This is a genomic window from Comamonas guangdongensis (assembly GCF_041079535.1).
Classification (GTDB): Bacteria; Pseudomonadota; Gammaproteobacteria; order Burkholderiales; family Burkholderiaceae_C; genus Comamonas; species Comamonas guangdongensis.
Window position 1 is genome coordinate 1 of the sequence record NZ_JBFYGN010000037.1, and the last position, 15353, is coordinate 15353.

General features: G+C 64.9%; 15 protein-coding genes. 4 read left to right on the plus strand and 11 right to left on the minus strand.

The genetic code is table 11. The features are described from left to right. The 3 genes from AB6724_RS20515 to AB6724_RS20525 form a co-directional block, all read right to left on the minus strand. A partial coding sequence (locus AB6724_RS20515; RefSeq protein ID WP_439329906.1) for a PDC sensor domain-containing protein occupies positions 1-645 on the minus strand: 645 nt, incomplete at its 3' end. A gap of 295 nt (positions 646-940) precedes the next feature. Further along, positions 941-1558 carry a YdeI/OmpD-associated family protein gene (locus tag AB6724_RS20520; protein WP_369340399.1) on the minus strand — a complete coding sequence of 206 codons (618 nt, stop codon included), beginning with the start codon at positions 1556-1558 and terminating at the stop codon, positions 941-943. A 199-nt stretch (positions 1559-1757) separates the two neighbouring features. Continuing rightward, positions 1758-2339 carry a TetR/AcrR family transcriptional regulator gene (locus AB6724_RS20525; protein WP_369340400.1) on the minus strand — a complete coding sequence of 194 codons (582 nt, stop codon included), beginning with the start codon at positions 2337-2339 and terminating at the stop codon, positions 1758-1760. 107 nt (positions 2340-2446) lie between these two features. Between AB6724_RS20525 and fabF the strand changes: the two genes are divergently transcribed. Further along, the gene (gene fabF, locus AB6724_RS20530) at positions 2447-3718 is read left to right on the plus strand and encodes a beta-ketoacyl-ACP synthase II (RefSeq protein WP_369340401.1); all 1272 of its coding nucleotides are present in this window, start codon (positions 2447-2449) and stop codon (positions 3716-3718) included. A 46-nt stretch (positions 3719-3764) separates the two neighbouring features. On the opposite strand, the gene AB6724_RS20535 is transcribed toward fabF, so the two are convergent. The 8 genes from AB6724_RS20535 to phnD all read right to left on the minus strand — a co-directional run bounded on the left by AB6724_RS20535 (position 3765) and on the right by phnD (position 12191). Continuing rightward, the gene (locus AB6724_RS20535; protein WP_369340402.1) at positions 3765-3941 is read right to left on the minus strand and encodes a hypothetical protein; all 177 of its coding nucleotides are present in this window, start codon (positions 3939-3941) and stop codon (positions 3765-3767) included. Next, complete coding sequence (locus AB6724_RS20540; RefSeq protein ID WP_369340403.1) at positions 3938-5050, minus strand: PepSY-associated TM helix domain-containing protein; 1113 nt, start codon at positions 5048-5050, stop codon at positions 3938-3940. Before AB6724_RS20540 ends, AB6724_RS20535 begins: the two co-directional genes overlap by 4 nt. Before the next feature lies 1 nt (position 5051). Further along, a complete protein-coding gene (locus AB6724_RS20545; RefSeq protein WP_369340423.1) occupies positions 5052-7169 on the minus strand; it encodes a TonB-dependent siderophore receptor in 2118 nt (705 codons plus the stop codon). Between the two features lie 260 nt (positions 7170-7429). Continuing rightward, on the minus strand, positions 7430-8317 hold the full coding sequence (gene phnX / locus AB6724_RS20550; RefSeq protein ID WP_369340404.1) for a phosphonoacetaldehyde hydrolase: 888 nt from the start codon (positions 8315-8317) through the stop codon (positions 7430-7432). 144 nt (positions 8318-8461) lie between these two features. Beyond that, positions 8462-9550: an iron-containing alcohol dehydrogenase PsrA gene (gene psrA / locus AB6724_RS20555; RefSeq protein WP_369340405.1), complete on the minus strand. Its 1089-nt coding sequence runs from the start codon at positions 9548-9550 to the stop codon at positions 8462-8464. A 99-nt stretch (positions 9551-9649) separates the two neighbouring features. Next, positions 9650-10489: a phosphonate ABC transporter, permease protein PhnE gene (gene phnE / locus AB6724_RS20560; protein ID WP_369340406.1), complete on the minus strand. Its 840-nt coding sequence runs from the start codon at positions 10487-10489 to the stop codon at positions 9650-9652. Then, positions 10489-11313 (minus strand): phosphonate ABC transporter ATP-binding protein, encoded by an 825-nt coding sequence (gene phnC, locus AB6724_RS20565; RefSeq protein ID WP_369340407.1) that lies wholly within the window; start codon positions 11311-11313, stop codon positions 10489-10491. The genes phnE and phnC overlap by 1 nt, the downstream gene beginning before the upstream one ends. Beyond that, on the minus strand, positions 11310-12191 hold the full coding sequence (phnD, locus tag AB6724_RS20570; RefSeq protein ID WP_369340408.1) for a phosphonate ABC transporter substrate-binding protein: 882 nt from the start codon (positions 12189-12191) through the stop codon (positions 11310-11312). The genes phnC and phnD overlap by 4 nt, the downstream gene beginning before the upstream one ends. Positions 12192-12337: 146 nt before the next feature. Here phnD and AB6724_RS20575 point away from each other — a divergent pair, with 146 nt between their 5' ends. The 3 genes from AB6724_RS20575 (at position 12338) to AB6724_RS20585 (ending at position 15331) form a co-directional block, all read left to right on the plus strand. Continuing rightward, positions 12338-13213: a LysR substrate-binding domain-containing protein gene (locus AB6724_RS20575; protein ID WP_369340409.1), complete on the plus strand. Its 876-nt coding sequence runs from the start codon at positions 12338-12340 to the stop codon at positions 13211-13213. A 249-nt stretch (positions 13214-13462) separates the two neighbouring features. Then, entirely contained in the window at positions 13463-14305 is an 843-nt protein-coding gene (locus AB6724_RS20580) for a TauD/TfdA dioxygenase family protein (RefSeq protein ID WP_369340410.1), read from the plus strand. A 30-nt stretch (positions 14306-14335) separates the two neighbouring features. Next, complete coding sequence (locus AB6724_RS20585; protein ID WP_369340411.1) at positions 14336-15331, plus strand: tripartite tricarboxylate transporter substrate binding protein; 996 nt, start codon at positions 14336-14338, stop codon at positions 15329-15331. Positions 15332-15353: the final 22 nt, after the last annotated feature.

Consider the following 15353-nt stretch of genomic DNA (forward strand, 5'->3'; position numbering starts at 1 on the left):
GATATCGATCTTGCCGAAGAGGCGCAGGAAATTCTCTATACCCAGAGCCACCACAATGACGCCGCCAAAGTGCCCCTGCCCGTCCTCGAAGCGGCGGCTGACGGTGATCACCCATTCGCCCGTGGAGCGGCTGCGTATGGGCGCACCGATAAAGACATCGGGCGAGGCATTGTCGCGGTGGTGCAAAAAAAAGCTGCGGTCGGCGCTGTTCGCCCCCGCGGGGAACCCGCCCCTCGACGACATGAGCCACTTACCGTGCGCATCGATGACGAGCAGCTCGTGAAGCTGGTTAAGCCAATGCTCCTGGCGATTGACCAGCTGCTGCATGCGAAGCAGATGGTCGGGCGAGGTACCCTCCACCTCCAGGCGCTCGAGCATGCCCAGCAGCAGCATGGAACTTTGGGTGAGCACGCCCTCGGCATAGGTGTTCAGCGTCTGTGCCAGATTGCGGTTGTTGGTGTCGATCTCGGCCAGAGTGCGCTGGCGCTCCGACCAGATCTGCCAGCAGGTGGCGGCCAGCACAGAGACAAAAACCACCAGCAGCAGGCAAACCGCAAGCTGGGCATCGCGCTTTGCGGCCAGGACTTTGCACACGCTCTGAGGGCTGTCGCCGCTGACCCCCTTCTCCCTCTTCCGAAAAAACATCCCCATCTTCCCCTTCATCGCCAACCAAGGATGAGCAGCACTCCTGCCTTGCCTGCTGCTGCCCCCCTGCTGGTCTGGACTGGATAGGGCCGGGACGGATTCTCCACCATCCCCGGAAACTTCACTGGACTGAGCATCCAGCGAAACCGAATTCGCGGCAGCATTCAAAGCTTGCCCATCCAAAGCGCCCCCCACAAGCACAGTCAAAGGATGCCGACCCGCAAGAGACAGGCGCTGTCCAGATTTCGTTGCCGCGAAGCTTCCGGTCGAGCCCGCATACGGGTAAACCTCGCGCTCAACCTCGGTTGCGGGGCTTGAAGATATGGATGGTTTCGCCGCGCGCGAGCATCTCCACCAGTTGGGTGATACGCCTCGCTCGCGTCTCGGCTTTCACGGCCGTCTGGATGCGCCACAGCACCGCATAGCGATTGGCTGCGTTGAGCGTCGCAAAGAAGGCCTTGGCTCTCGGCTCGGCTTCCAGCGCCGCCAGCAGATCCTCGGGGACCGTGGAGGTGCGCGCGCTGTCGTAAGCCCGCGCCCAACGCCCGTCGACCTTGGCGGCCTCGATCTGTGCGTGGCCCGGCGCCTGCATGCGGCCCGCCTCGATGAGTGCCTCGACCTTGTCGACGTTGACTTTCGACCAGATGCTGCGCGCGCGCCGCGGCGTGAAGCGCTGAAGAAAATGCTGGTCGTCGAGGCCTTTCTTCTGGCCATCGATCCAGCCCCAACAAAGCGCGATCTCCACCGCCTCGGGGTAGGTGACGCTGGGTTCGTTGGCGCCCCGCCTGGCGATCTTGGGCCACAGGCCGTCGGAACTGGCGTGGTTCTTCTTCAGCCAGGCCTCGAAAGCCGTGGCACTCTTGAACAAGCTTGGGGCGGAGTCGAGTGGGGTGGCGGATTTTGCGGTGGGCATCGCCTGGAGTGTGCCGCAAGAGCGCCAACGCGGCTCGCTGCGCGATGGCATGAGCCTTGATGCATCGGCTGGGAAGGGCCGGCCGGCGAGAGTCGCGGCACGGCAGCCACTCTCCTCAATGCCCTCTAGTCTGCAGGCGGAACCAAGCACTGGCTCGAGATACATTTCCGACGCGCGAGCGCGTGCCTGAAGCGGGCGACTACGGAGCCAGCTGCTCCCGCAAGGTCGCCAATATTTCTTCAGACAGCTCCGGGTTGCCCGCTGCCGTGGCGCGAGCGAGGACCAAGGCACCGACCATGCTGCTGAGGGTCACGATAGTCTGAGTGCGCTTGGCCGCATCGTCACCTTGGAGCACGCTCATAAAGCGCTGGATGTTGCGCTCCACCCCCTGCGCAAAAACCTCCGACATTTCAGGCCCCGCTCTTGCGGCATCTGCTGCCAATGCCGCAGCCGGGCAGCCCTCTCCAGGGTGATCGCGGTGGGTCGCGGAAAGATAGCCATGCACCAGTGCACGGAGTCTGGTTGCGGGAGCGCCATCGGCCTCTGCAGACTCCAGTCCGTCCAGCGGCGTGATCGTCCACTCGAATGCGCGCAGGCAGGCCTCGCGTGCGAGCGCATCCTTGGACTCGAAGTGTCGGTACAGCCCGCCATGTGTCAAGCCTGCATCGCGAGTGATCTCAGCCACGCCCACGCCATCCAGGCCTTTTTCTCGATAAAGGCGCGCAGCGGCATCCACGATTCCTTCGCGGTTCTCGGCGGCCTGTGCTTTGCTCACTTTCATACGTTAGATGATACCCATCATCAAAACTCATTTATGATTGCGACAATCATCAATAGAAACACGCTCCGCTCTTCGCAAGAGCTGGGTTCAACAGCGAAAGGTGCAGCATGGATCGTCGGGTAGTCATCACCGGCTTGGGCTTGGTGTCTCCTCTGGGGTGCAATGTGGAGCTGGCCTGGCAACGCCTCCTGGCCGGCCAGTCCGGGGTACGCGCCCTGAATGCCGACGTGGGCGAAGGCACAGGTGTTTCCGTCGCTGGACGGGTGCCAAACCAGGAAGAGGACCCCCAAGCCGGGTGGAGCCCCGAGGCCGTCATCTCGGCGAAGGAGCTGCGCCGCATGGACCGCTTCATCGCATTTGCATTGGGTGCGGCAGACCAGGCTCTGGCACACGCACGGTGGAGCCATCCAAGCGTAGAACAACAGGAGCGCGCGGCGACCATCATCGGCTCCGGCGTAGGCGGCTTCAGCACCATTGTTGATGCGGTGCGAACTACGGATGGCAAAGGGCCGCAGCGCCTCTCGCCTTTCACCGTACCGGCTTTCCTGGCCAATCTGGCTGCTGGCCAGGTATCGATCAGGCACCAGCTCAAAGGCCCATTGGGGGCTCCGGTGACGGCTTGCGCCGCCAGCATCCAGGCCATCGGCGATGCCGCGCGTTTGATTCGCAATGACGAAGCGGACATGGCGCTCTGCGGTGGTAGCGAAGCCACCATTGACCGGGTTGCGCTAGGCAGTTTTGCCGCAGCAAAGGCCGTCACAACCTACTGCGACGGCGATCCCGCCAAGGCTTCCCGACCCTTTGACCTGGCTCGGGACGGCTTTGTCATGGCCGAAGGCGCGGGTCTGCTGGTGCTGGAGGCACTGGATCATGCATTGGCGCGCGGCGCCAAGCCGCTGGCCGAAGTCGTGGGCTACGGCACCTCGGCCGATGCCTACCATGTCACCTCCGGGCCCGAGGATGGATCCGGCGCCGCACGGTCGATGCGCGCCGCGTTGCGCCAGGCGCGGTTGCAAGCTCGTGATATTCAGCACCTGAATGCTCATGCGACCTCCACACCCGTCGGTGACCGAGGTGAGCTGGCTGCCATTCGTCAAGTGTTTGGAGCAGGCTTTGGCCCCTCGATCACGGCCACCAAATCCGCCTTGGGTCACATGCTGGGAGCTGCCGGCGGGGCTGCTGCGATCTTCACCGTCTTGGCCTTGCGCGACCAGGTCGCACCGCCCGTGCTCAATCTCGAGCATCCAGACCTATTGGCGGACGGTCTGGACCTGATCGCCGGAAGTGCGCGTGCCCAGGCGATAGAGCACGCCATGCTCAACGGATTTGGTTTCGGCGGTGTCAATGCATCGCTGGTTCTGAAGCGCTTCACAGCCTGAACCATCCTTTATCCAAGGCCTCAATAGACTACATCGCATATGCAGCTCAGCGCCGCAGATGCCACAACCCCACAGCGACCGGCCAGGCCATCAGCCCCCCAGCCAGCAGGCGCCAGATGCCGCTGCCGAACAGGCCCAGCACCATCCCCAGGGCGCTACTCAGCGCCAGCGCGGCCGGCATGGCCCAGACCCGCCAGGCAGGGTGACGAAATCCGTGTTTCATGCTTTTGCCTTTGCTGATGCTCTGCGTCGCGGCCACCAGAGACACAGGCCGCTGCCAAGCACCACGATGGTCATGACATCGAGCACGCACCACAGCAGCTTGAGCGGCAGACCGCCGAAGTTGCCAAAGTGAAAGGGGCGTGACAACACCAGCGCCACCATGTACCAGGGCATGGGCACGCGCTCGGCCTGGGCGGCGGTCTGTGCATCCACCAGGATCATGTCGTAGCGCCAGGCGGTCTGAGGCGTGTCGCCGTGGACCATCAGCGCGAAATGCCAGGGGCTGACATCGCCCGGCGACATGACCCGGGCCAGGGTCTGGCCAGCCATCAGGGGCCGGGCTGCACGCACGGCGTCGAGCATGGGTGCGGCCTGCCCCCGGGGCGGCAACGAGCGCCCCTGCCATGCAGCGAGGATGGGCTGGACGTCGGCAGCCAGCCAGCGCTGATACAGCGGCAGGCTCAGCTCGTTGATGGCGCCGGTCACTCCCACCATCAGCGCCCAGCACAGGGTCACGATGCCCAGCAGGTTGTGCATGTCCAGCCAGCGGATGCGTGCCGATCGTTCGCGACGGATGGTGCCGAAAGCCAGCTTTTGCGTGAACGGCCCGTACAGCAGCACGCCGGATACGATGGCCACCAGAAACAGCAGCGCCATAGCGCCCAGGAACAGCGCTCCCGCCAGGCCCGCGAACATGTCGGTGTGCAGGCTGAACAGCAGATCCATGAAGGGCTCGAACCCCTTCCAGGCCTGCTCCTGCCCTGTCAGCAGCTCGCCGCTTGCCGCATGGAAGCGCAGCTGCAGAGCTTCGGCCGGTTCACCGTCCCCCTTTGGCACCAGCCCCAGGCTCACGCGGGCCGCATCCTCGTCTATGGAGGCCGAGGTCACCCCTGCACCCGGGTGCAGCCGCTCCGCGGCTTGCACCATGCGCTCAAGCTGCTCCAGCCCCACGGCAGGAGCCGGCCCGGCCCCGTTGCCCGACAGCCAGCGGTCCAGATCGGCCCTCAGCACCAGCGGCAGGCCGCTCACGCAAAGCAGCAGCAGAAAAACCGTGCAGGCCAGGCTGGACCAACGGTGGAGCTTGCACCACAGCACAATGCGCCGGCTCATATCACCAGGTGTACTTGGCCGTGGCCATGGCAGTTCTCGCGTTGCCGTAAATGCACACGGAAGAGGACTGGCAGCCGCTGACATAGCCGCGGTTGAAGAGATTGCTCACGTTGAACGCGAAGCGCCAGTGGTCCATGGTGTAGTGCAGCGAGGCGTCGTACAAGGTGTAGCCGGGCACGGTCAGCGAATTGTCCGCAGCGCCGGCCGCCGAGCTTTGGTAGCGCAGGCCGCCACCCACGCCGAAGCCGGCGAGCGGGCCGTTATGCCAGGTCCAGTCGGCCCACAGCGATGCCATCTGGCGCGGGCGCGGAATGTCCACCGGCCACTTGCCCAGGCTGTCATCGCCCGCTTTCACGTTCTTCACGTCCTGGTAGGCGTAGGAGGCCACCACCGACAGATTGCGGGAGACCTTTCCGGTGGCGCTCAGCTCGATGCCGCGGGCACGCACTTCGCCGGTCTGCACCGATGTCGAGCCGGTGGGATCCAGGCCGTAGTTGGGCGTCAGCACATGGGTCTGGTTGATCTGGTAGAGCGCGGCATTGAGCATGAGCTGTTTGCCGGCTGGCTGCCAGCGCATGCCGGCCTCAAGCTGTCGCCCCCTGGTCGGCTGGGCCAGAGTGCCGCCGTAGATGCGCGTGCCGATGACGGGGTTGAACGAGGTCGAATAGCTGGCATAGGGCGACAGGCCGTTGTCGCCCAGATAGCTCACGCCCAGGCGGCCCGAGAAAGCATGGTCGCGCTGGCCCTGCGATGTTTCGGCCACCACATCCGACTGGGTGATACGGGCCTTGTCCCAGCGACCGCCGGCCGTCACCACCCAGCGCCCCCACTTGAGCTGGTCCTGGGCGTAGATGCCGAACATATTCATCCGGGTCTGGATGCTGCTGAGCCCATAGGAGTCCGGGCCGTCGAAGATCGCACGGGTCACCGGCGTATAGACCGGGTTGTAGAGATTCAGGCTCGGGGCCAACGCCAGCCATTCGCTGTCGGAAGTGGTTTGCCGGCTGTACTCGAAGCCCAGCAGCAGCGTGTGCTTGATCGCTCCGGTATCGAATTTCGCCTCGGCCTGGTTGTCGATGACAAAGCGCCTGTACCCGATGTCGAACAGGCCCGCGTAGCGGGTCATGTCCGTCTGGCTGCCGTCCTCAAAGCCGCCGCCCCAGACCGAGGCGTTGTCCAGCGAGAGCCGCATGAAGCGGGTGTTCTGGCGCAGCGTCCAGATCGAATTCACATGGTGCTCGAGCTGGTAGCCGATGGACCACTGCTGCTTGCGGTAATAGTTGAAGTCCGGATCGCCGGTGTAGAGCTTGGGAGCAATTTTGCCGTTCGGGTTGAACAGCACCGTACCCTGCGCGGGCAGGAAGTTGCTGGAGATATCGCCTCGATCTTGCAGATAGGTGGCGGACAGGGTCAGCGAGGTATCCGCACTGGGCTGCAAGCGTACCGAAGGCGCCAGCGCAATGCGGCGGTCGGGCCTGGGCCCGATCAGCGAGTTGCCGTCGCGTGCCACACCGACCAGGCGGTAGGACACCGTGCCGTCCTCGCTGCTGCGGTCGCCGATGTCGAACTCAAGCTGCTTGCGCGCGTAGTTGCCCACATCGATGCCAACCTCGCGCACGCGCTCGCCGTTGGCCTGCTTGGTGCGCACGTCGACGATGGCGCCCGGGTCCCCCGCCCCATACAGCACGGAGGTCGGTCCGCGCAGAATGGACATGCTGTCGATCATGTAGGGGTCGATGCGCCAGCTGGCCAGGTTCAGCGTGCTGGGCAGCTGCAGCCCGTCGGCGAACTGGGTCGGTGTGAAGCCGCGCAGCGCCGCATACCAGTCGGAGCGGTTGTCAGTGCCGTAACTGGAAAAGCCGGGCGTGTAACGCAGCGCCTGGTTGATATCCAGCGCGCCGGTCAGCTCCAACTGGGCCGCCGTGACCACATTGATGGTCTGGGGAATTTCCTCCAGCGGTGTATCGGTCTTGGTGCCGCTCGCGCTGCGACGAGCGACCAGCTCTTCCGACGCCGCCTGCGTGGCAACCGTGACCTCGGGCAGCGTGGCCCCCGCTGCCGCACCGGTATCTCTTGCACCTTCGGCCGATGTCTGGGCCAGCACATGGAGCGGGACCATCCCGCTCACGATGGCCAGCGCCGCACCGATCAAAGGTCCCGTCCTCTTCGCATGACGCGTCTGTTGTTCTTTTGAATTTCGCTGCACTTCGACCCGCTCGATAAATAGTTGATCAGGTCGCAAATTCTAATGAAATTCAGAATCATTCTCATTACTTTTAGCAACAAAAACCAAAACAGGCCGGCCGTCATGGACAAAGGCAGGCCCGATGCACCGGGCCTGCCCCTGAACCTCGAAACACTCGAAGTCGATTTGCGAGCTCAGCCAGGCATATGGCCCGCACGCATGTCGGCGGCGATCTGCGCCAGCACATCGGGCAGGTCGGCCACGCTGCGCACCACATAATGCGCACCGGCTTTTCTCAGCTTGGCTTCGGCGGCGGCAACACGGGCCTCGACCTCCTGCCGGGACGCCTGGGCAAACTCTTCCAGGCTATAGCCCACCTCGTTGCCCGACAGGCTCAGGCCCACGGTCCACATGCCCGCGCGCCGGCCCTCTTCGATGCCGGGCACGGTGTCGTCCACCTTCACGCAGGCGCGCACGTCACCGATGCCCAGTACCAGCACATTGGCCAACGCCATGAAGGGGCCGGGGCGGCCGCCGGCACTCAGCTCGTCGCCGGCCACCACATGGTCGGGGGCGATGCCGGCGGCTGCCGCCTGGGGCAGCAACCGGCTCAGCACCTCGCGCGGGTAGCCCGAGCAGGAGCCGACCTTCAACCCCTTGGCACGCAGCCACTGCAGCAGCTCGACAGCGCCGGCGATGGGGGCCGAGAACTCGCCCACCTTGGCAATCTGCATGGGCATGAAGCGGGCATAGATGGCATCGACATCGGCATCGGTCGCGGCGCGGCCAAAGGCGGTCTGCCACTGGGCGGCGATGCTGACGTCCTGCAGCAGCTGGTGGATATGCTCCCACTTGGACAGTCCCATGGGCCCGCGCGCCTGCGCCAACGTGATATGGATGCCGAAGCTGGCAAAGGCTTCCACAAAGATCTGCGTGGGCGCCAGCGAGCCGAAGTCCACCAGCGTGCCGGCCCAGTCAAAGATGACGGCTTGCAAGGGCGATAAATTGGCGGCGGAGTCGATAGCAGCGTCGGCGCAGAATGCGCTGGAGGTGGCGGATGGGGTCGTGAGCACGGCGTTCATGGCGTGGTTCCTGAGCAGAAAAAGTGAAGGCAAGAGTTGAGGTGGCGGGATGAGCCCTGGCCGGCGCCCCGGGCTCGGCCAGGCAAAAAGCGTGCAGCGGCAGGGTGACGGTGGGCGACATGGCGGTGGTTGCGATACGTGGGATCAGGCCAACGCACGGATGAAGTTGCGCCCGCGCGGACCGCTGGCGGCCTTGTGCACCATGGCCTGCCAGGCGTCTGGCGCGAGGCCGTAGTGCGCGGGATCGGTGGCCACGCCCAGCCCATGCAGAAAGCTGCGCAGGCGCTCGATGGCTGCCGCAGGCGTCATGGCGTGAAAAATGGACAGCAGAGCGGCATCGGCCGCAGGGTCAGCCCCCAGCGCCAGCTCCAGTACCAGCGGCAGGCTGAACGAGCAGGCAATGCCATGCGGCACGCCGTGCTGCAGCGTGATGTCATAGGACAGCGAATGCGCGAGCGCGGTCCTGGTGTTGGAGAACGCCAGCCCCGCCAGCAGGGCCGCTTCCGCCATGGCGGCGCGCAGCTGCAAGCTGCCAAGGTCCTGCATCAAGGCCGGCAGTGTGGCCAGCGTACGGCGCGCCGACTGCACGGCCAGCGCCATGGACACGGGGTTGCGATTGAGGTTCCAGATCGACTCCAGCGCATGCGACAGCGCATCCAGCCCCGAGGCCAGAGTCGCGCCGGCCGGCAGGCTGACCATGAGTTCGGCGTCGATGATGGCGGCCTCGGGCCAGGTGCAGCGCTGGTGCAACGAATGCTTGCGGCCGCCGGCCCGGTCCCAGAGGGTAGCCCAGGGCGTGACTTCGCTGCCCGTTCCCGCCGTGGTGGGAATGGCGATCAAGGCCTTGTGGTTCGCCGCAGGCAGCTGGCCGCCCTGCTCCAGCACGGCCAGCAGCTCGGCAAACAAGCCATTGTGCGTGGCGCACAGCAGCGCCTTGGCCGAGTCGATGGCGCTGCCGCCGCCCAGGGCCACGATGACCGGCACATCGGCATGCTCGTGCTGCACCTGCGCATACAGCGGCGCCAGCCATTGCACATCGGGGTTGGGCTGGATGCCGTCGATCACGCCGCGCAATTGGTCGCCAAGCAGCTCGCGCACACGCTGCACCAGACCCAGGCCCTCGGCCTCGGGAAAAGTGACCAGCAGACAGCTGCGGCCGGCCAGCAATGCGGGCAAGCGGTTCAGGCTGCTGTTGCCGGCGATGACGCGCACGGGGTTGTGATAAGTCCACACGGGAAGAAACCTTTGCAAAATTCAGGGTGAATTCGCCCCTTGCGCAGGCCGTACCTGCGCAAACAGCTCATGTTTTTGATAGCCGAAAGCGAGCCGCTCTCAGTGCGTGCGGCCTTGCTGGATGCGGCCGCGCAGCCAGTTGGAGGCCAGATCGGCGGCGATGACCATGACCGTGATCACGACGATGCAGGTGGCCGTCTCCTGGTAGCGGAACAGCTTGAGGCTGCTGACCAGCTCAAAGCCCAGGCCGCCGGCCCCCACCATGCCCAGCACGGTGGCCGAGCGCAGATTGACCTCGAAGCGGTAGAGCACCACGGCAATCCAGGCCGTGATCGCCTGCGGTACCACGCCAAACACGATCAGCTGCAGCTGGGTCGCCCCGGCACTGCGCAGCGCCTGCAGCGGGCCGTCGTCGATTTCCTCGATGGCTTCGGCAAAGAACTTGCCCAGCATGCCCATGCCGTGCAGGGCCAGGGCCAGCACGCCGGGGAAGGGCCCCAGGCCCACGGCCGACACGAACACCAGCGCCAGGATCAGCTCGTTGATGCTGCGCACCACGTTGAGGAACTGACGCGTGGCGCGGCGCAGCCAGTGCCAGCCATGCAAATTGCTGGCGGCCAGGAAGGACAGCGGCAGCGCCAGGATGACGGACAGCAGCGTGCCCCAGATGGCGATCTGCACCGTCTCCAGCGCCGGCGCCCACAGGCGCGGCAGCATGCTCCAGTCGGGCGGCACGGAGCGGGCGAGAAAATCGCCGATCTGCGGCGCGCCGTTGGCTAGCTCCACCCAGCTCATCTGCGCGCCCGCAGCGCTCCACTGCAGCAGCCAGCCCATGGCCAGCGCCAGTGCCGCATAGCCCAGCCAGCCGCCCTTGCCAGCAGGGCGTGCAGCGGTCCAGCACCAGCCGTCACGCTGCGTTTTCAGGGTATCGGTGCGCATCACAAACCTCCTGCGTGCGCGGCCACCGCGCCGGTCAGCCACGAATCGGCCGTGATCTGCACCAGGGCCTGGTTCCCGCCAGCCTCGGCGGGCTGTGGCGCGCTGTGGTAGATGGCGTTCAAAGCCGCCTCGTCGAGATCGCCGGGCCTGCCGTCAAACACCATGCGTCCCTGGGCCAGGCCCACCACGCGGTCGCCAAACTCACGCGCATAGTCCACCTGGTGCAGATTGCAGACCACGGCAATGCCCAGCTCGCGCGTGGCATCGCGCAGATACTGCAGCACGCTGCGCGCGGTCCTGGGGTCCAGGCTGGCCACGGGCTCGTCGGCCAGTATCAGCTGCGGACGCTGGGCCAGCGCGCGGGCAATGCCCACGCGCTGCATCTGGCCGCCCGACAGGGCTTCGGTGCGTTCCAGCGCCTTGTGGGCCAGGCCCACGCGTTCCAGGCATTGGTCCGCGAGCGCGATATCGCTTTGCCTGAAGAGCTGCAGCACCGAGGCCAGCGTGCCGACCTGGCCCAGGCGGCCCGTGAGCACGTTCTTGCGCACCGACAGGCGCGGCACCAGGTTGTGGTGCTGGAAGACCATGGCCACATGGCGGGCCAGCTCGCGGCACGAATGTTTGTGCATCAGGTCTATGCCGCCCACCTGCAGCGTGCCGCTGTCGGGCCGGGTCAGGCCGTTGATGCAGCGCAACAGCGTGGACTTTCCCGCACCCGACAGGCCCAGCATGACCACGAATTCGCCGGCCTTCACCTCCATGTCTATGCCGTGCAGCACATGGTTGCTGCCATAGCTTTTGCGCAGCTTGCGGATGCTGATCATTTCATTTTTCCGAGGTCCAGATTCAGGGCCTTGGCCGTCTGGCGCACCACGTCGTAGGCCTGGTCGTTGGTCGCTGCAAAGCCGTTGAGCACGCCCTGGTCGCCCCAGGGCAGATCCTTGATCTCGGCCATGGCCGCGGCCACCTTCTGCTTGGTGGCTGCGTCTAGGCTTTTGCGCCAGACCATGGGCGACTCGGGAATCGGCTTGGAATGCCAGATCACCGTGAAGTCCTCGCGCTTGACCAGGCCCTTCTTGACGGCCGAGTCAAAAATGCGGTCGGCCACGGCCGCAGCGTCCACCTTGTTGTTGGCAACGGCCATGATGCTGGCATCGTGCGAGCCCGAGAAGATCACGCGCGAGAAGCCCTTGTCCACATCGAAGCCCATGGCCATCAGGCCGGCCTTGGGAAACAGATGGCCCGAGGTGGAGCTGGGGTCTACAAAGGCAAAAGTGTGGCCCTTGAGCTGCTCCACGGCCTGCAGCCCCTTGTCCTTGCGTGCGATGACCATGCTCTGGTAGGAGCTGCGGCCGGTCTTCTTGGTCACGGCGACGGCAAAGGCCTCGGCGCCCGCGACTTCGTTGGCCAGCACATAGGAAAAGGGGCCGAGGTAGGCGATGTCGAGCTTGCCCGAGCGCAGCGCCTCGATCACGCCGTTGTAATCGTTGGCCACAAAGGGTTTGACCTTCATGCCGGTCTTGGCGGCCAGTTGGTCCATCACCTGCTGGCTGGCGCGGATCATGGCCTGCGCATCTTCGGAGGGAATCAGGCCCACGCGCAGTTCCGCGCTCTGAGCCATGGCGCTCCCGCCCATGCCGGCAGCGGCCAGGGCCAGGCTTGCTGCAGCGCCATGCAGCCAGGCTTTACGAGTCATCTTCATGGAATTCATCCTTTGCATTTCGATCCTTCGCACCGCGGTCTGCGATGCGTTGGTGTGAATGCTAGGGACGACATATTTCGGTCATGTGAAAGTTTCAGAATCAGTTTTCACAGCTTCTATCGACAAAACCTTGAGATGTTTTCTTCATGAGCACAGCCCGCTACCGCGCCTTCATCGCCGTGGCCCAGCATGGCAGCCTGAGCGCCGCGGCCCGGGCACTGGGAGTCAGCCAGCCCACCGTATCCAGCCAGATCGCCACCATGGAGAGGCAAAGCCAGATCGAGCTGTTTCACCGACAGGGCTACCGCATGTCGCTGACGGCCGCAGGACACAAGCTGCTGACGCTGGCGCAGAAGCTGCTGGCGCTCGAAGCCGAAGCCGATTTCTTCCTGCGCGACTCGGGCCAGCTCAACCAGGGCGAGCTCAAGATAGGCGCCGTGGGGCCATTCCATGTGATCGAGATGGTGGCCGCCTACCGCGCACGCCACCCCGGCATGCAGCTGTCCATACGCATGGGCAACTCGCAGCAGGTGCTGCAGGACCTTGAGCACTACAGCACCGATGTGGCGGTGCTCGCCGGCCTCTATGAGCGGCCCGAGCTGGTGGTGCGCGAATATGCGCGCCACGCCATCATTCTTTTCGCCCATCGCGAGCATCCGCTGGCGCGGCACGAGCAGATCGAGATCGACGCGCTGCAAGACCAGCCGCTGCTGCTGCGCGAGCATGGTTCGACCACGCGCGCGGCACTGGAAACGGCGCTGCGGGCCGCGGGCGTCAAGCCGCGCACGCAGCTGGAGATAGGCAGCCGCGAAGCCATACGCGAAGCCGTGGCACGCGGCCTGGGCATAGGCGCCGTGTCCGAGGCCGAGTTCATTCCCGACCCGCGCTTCAAGTCCCTGCGCATCGCGGGCGAGCCGGCCAGCACCACCACCTATGTGTACTGCATGCGGGAGCGCGCCGAGAGTCTGCTGGTGCGTTCCTTCCTGCGCGCGATCGAAGACGAGGGCTCGCCGCGGCCCTGAGCCGGCAGAACTTCGCAACGGTTAAGAAGCTGGCGTGATCGGTCAAGCCGTCCGGGCTCCGGCCGGCCGAGAATTTTTGACATCGTGCAGCGCCAAGCGCAGCGGCACTGCGCGGTGCTCAAGGATGAGATTTGCCCTGGCAAGCCTCGCCTTTGCGGGCGCCTTGCCCGCACACAGGAATCGGAGCTGCGGCAAAGCCGAAGCGCAGCGCCCGATGGTGGAAGGCTGATCAGAACAAAGGAGACCGTCATGCAAGTCGAGAAACTGACCCGCACCATTGGTGCCGAGGTTTCGGGGGTGAACCTCGCAGAGGCATCGCGCAGCAGCGCGCTGGCCGAGGAAATCAAGAGCCTGCTGCTGCAGCACAAGGTGCTGTTTTTCCGCGACCAGGAAATCACGCGCGCCGAGCATGTGACATTTGCGCGCTACTTCGGCGACCTCGAGGACCATCCCGTGGCGGGCAGCGACCCCGACCATCCGGGCCTGGTCCAGATCTATCGCAACGACAAGCGCGAGAACTACGAGAACAGCTACCACACCGATGGCCAGTGGCGCGAGAAGCCGCCCATGGGCTGCGTGCTGCGCTGCATAGAATGCCCGCCCGACGGCGGCGACACCATCTGGGTCAATATGGCCGAGGCCTACAGGCATCTGCCCGAGGACATCAAGGCCAAGATCAACCACCTCAAGGTCAAGTGCAGCATCGAGCATTCCTTCGGTGCCGCCATGCCCGAGGAAAAGCGCCATGAGCTCGCGCGCCAAAACCCCATGGTGGAGCATCCCGTGGTGCGCACTCACCCCGAGACCGGCGAAAAAATCCTCTACGTGTGCGGCTTTTCCACGCATTTCGCCAACTACCATACGCCCGACAATGTGCGCTATGGGCAGGACAAGACGCCAGGCGCGGCTCTGCTGCTGAGCTATCTGCAAAGCCAGGCCGCCATTCCCGAGTACCAGGTGCGTTTTCGCTGGCAGCCCAATAGCGTGGCCATGTGGGACAACCGCTGCACCCAGCACTATGCGGTGCAGGACTACTGGCCCGATCCCCGCAAGATGGAACGCACGGCCATCATGGGCGACCGCCCTTTCTGACCTCCAAGCCCACGCATCAAGGGGATGACGATGAATCAAGGAATGCAATGGATGGCCGTGGCGTTCGGAGCCTGCCTGACCGTGGCGGGCACAGCGGTCTCGTTTTCTGCCAGCGCACAAGCTTCGGTCTGGCCCAGCAAGCCCATTCGCCTGGTGGTGGGCGGGCCGGCCGGAGGCAATGCGGACTCGCTGGCGCGCCTGCTCGCCGACGGCCTGCAAAAACAGCTTGGCAAGCCGGTGATCGTGGAGTCCAAGCCCGGAGCCGCCGGAGTGCTGGCCGTGACGGATCTGCTCAACAACGGCAAGGACGCCCACACCTTCCTGCTGATACAGGGCGGCATCGTCAGCGAAACGCCGCTGGCCTACAAGGTCCACTACCAGCCGTTCAAGGACCTGATGCCGCTGGCCCAGCTCAGCCGCAACGGCATGGTTCTCGTGGCCAACAAGGATTTCCCGGCCAACAATCTGCAGCAGCTCAGCGACTACGGCAAAAAGCAGGCCGACGGGCTGGACTTCGCCTCCTATGCCACCGGCATGCGCGGCCACACCTCGGGCATGCTGCTGGGCCAGCTGCTGGGCATCAATATGAAGCACCTGGGCTACAAGGGCTCGCCGCCGGCGCTCACGGACCTGATGGGCGGGCATATACGGCTCATGATGGACGGGCTCACCACCTCTTTGCCGCTGATCAAGAGCGGCAAGATCAAGGCCCTGGCCGTGAACTACCCCACGCGCATGGCGCAGCTGCCCGAGGTGCCCACGTTCAAGGAGCTCGGCTATCCGCAGCTGGCCGATGTGAGCTGGTTCGGCGTCTGGTCGCGGCCCGATATCCCGGCCGAGGTGCAGACCCGGGTCAGGAACATCGCGCTGCAGTATTTCAAGCAGCCCCAGGTCGAGGCCAGGGTCAGGGAGATGGGCATGGAATCCGGCACCGACGCCACGCCCGAAGCGCTGATGAAAGATCTGCAGCAGGCCTATCAGCGCCAGCAGGCACTGCTGAAGTCCATAGACTACCAGCCGCAGTAAACCCGGCGCCCGAAGCACAGGG

What these genes read in the sequence shown, in the direction of transcription:
- AB6724_RS20520 (WP_369340399.1), bottom strand. Translation starts at nt 1,558, where the DNA reads ATGCCCACCGCAAAATCCGCCACCCCACTCGACTCCGCCCCAAGCTTG.
- AB6724_RS20525 (WP_369340400.1), bottom strand. Translation starts at nt 2,339, where the DNA reads ATGAAAGTGAGCAAAGCACAGGCCGCCGAGAACCGCGAAGGAATCGTG.
- fabF (WP_369340401.1), top strand. Translation starts at nt 2,447, where the DNA reads ATGGATCGTCGGGTAGTCATCACCGGCTTGGGCTTGGTGTCTCCTCTG.
- AB6724_RS20535 (WP_369340402.1), bottom strand. Translation starts at nt 3,941, where the DNA reads ATGAAACACGGATTTCGTCACCCTGCCTGGCGGGTCTGGGCCATGCCG.
- AB6724_RS20540 (WP_369340403.1), bottom strand. Translation starts at nt 5,050, where the DNA reads ATGAGCCGGCGCATTGTGCTGTGGTGCAAGCTCCACCGTTGGTCCAGC.
- AB6724_RS20545 (WP_369340423.1), bottom strand. Translation starts at nt 7,169, where the DNA reads ATGGTCCCGCTCCATGTGCTGGCCCAGACATCGGCCGAAGGTGCAAGA.
- phnX (WP_369340404.1), bottom strand. Translation starts at nt 8,317, where the DNA reads ATGAACGCCGTGCTCACGACCCCATCCGCCACCTCCAGCGCATTCTGC.
- phnE (WP_369340406.1), bottom strand. Translation starts at nt 10,489, where the DNA reads ATGCGCACCGATACCCTGAAAACGCAGCGTGACGGCTGGTGCTGGACC.
- phnC (WP_369340407.1), bottom strand. Translation starts at nt 11,313, where the DNA reads ATGATCAGCATCCGCAAGCTGCGCAAAAGCTATGGCAGCAACCATGTG.
- phnD (WP_369340408.1), bottom strand. Translation starts at nt 12,191, where the DNA reads ATGAAGATGACTCGTAAAGCCTGGCTGCATGGCGCTGCAGCAAGCCTG.
- AB6724_RS20575 (WP_369340409.1), top strand. Translation starts at nt 12,338, where the DNA reads ATGAGCACAGCCCGCTACCGCGCCTTCATCGCCGTGGCCCAGCATGGC.
- AB6724_RS20580 (WP_369340410.1), top strand. Translation starts at nt 13,463, where the DNA reads ATGCAAGTCGAGAAACTGACCCGCACCATTGGTGCCGAGGTTTCGGGG.
- AB6724_RS20585 (WP_369340411.1), top strand. Translation starts at nt 14,336, where the DNA reads ATGAATCAAGGAATGCAATGGATGGCCGTGGCGTTCGGAGCCTGCCTG.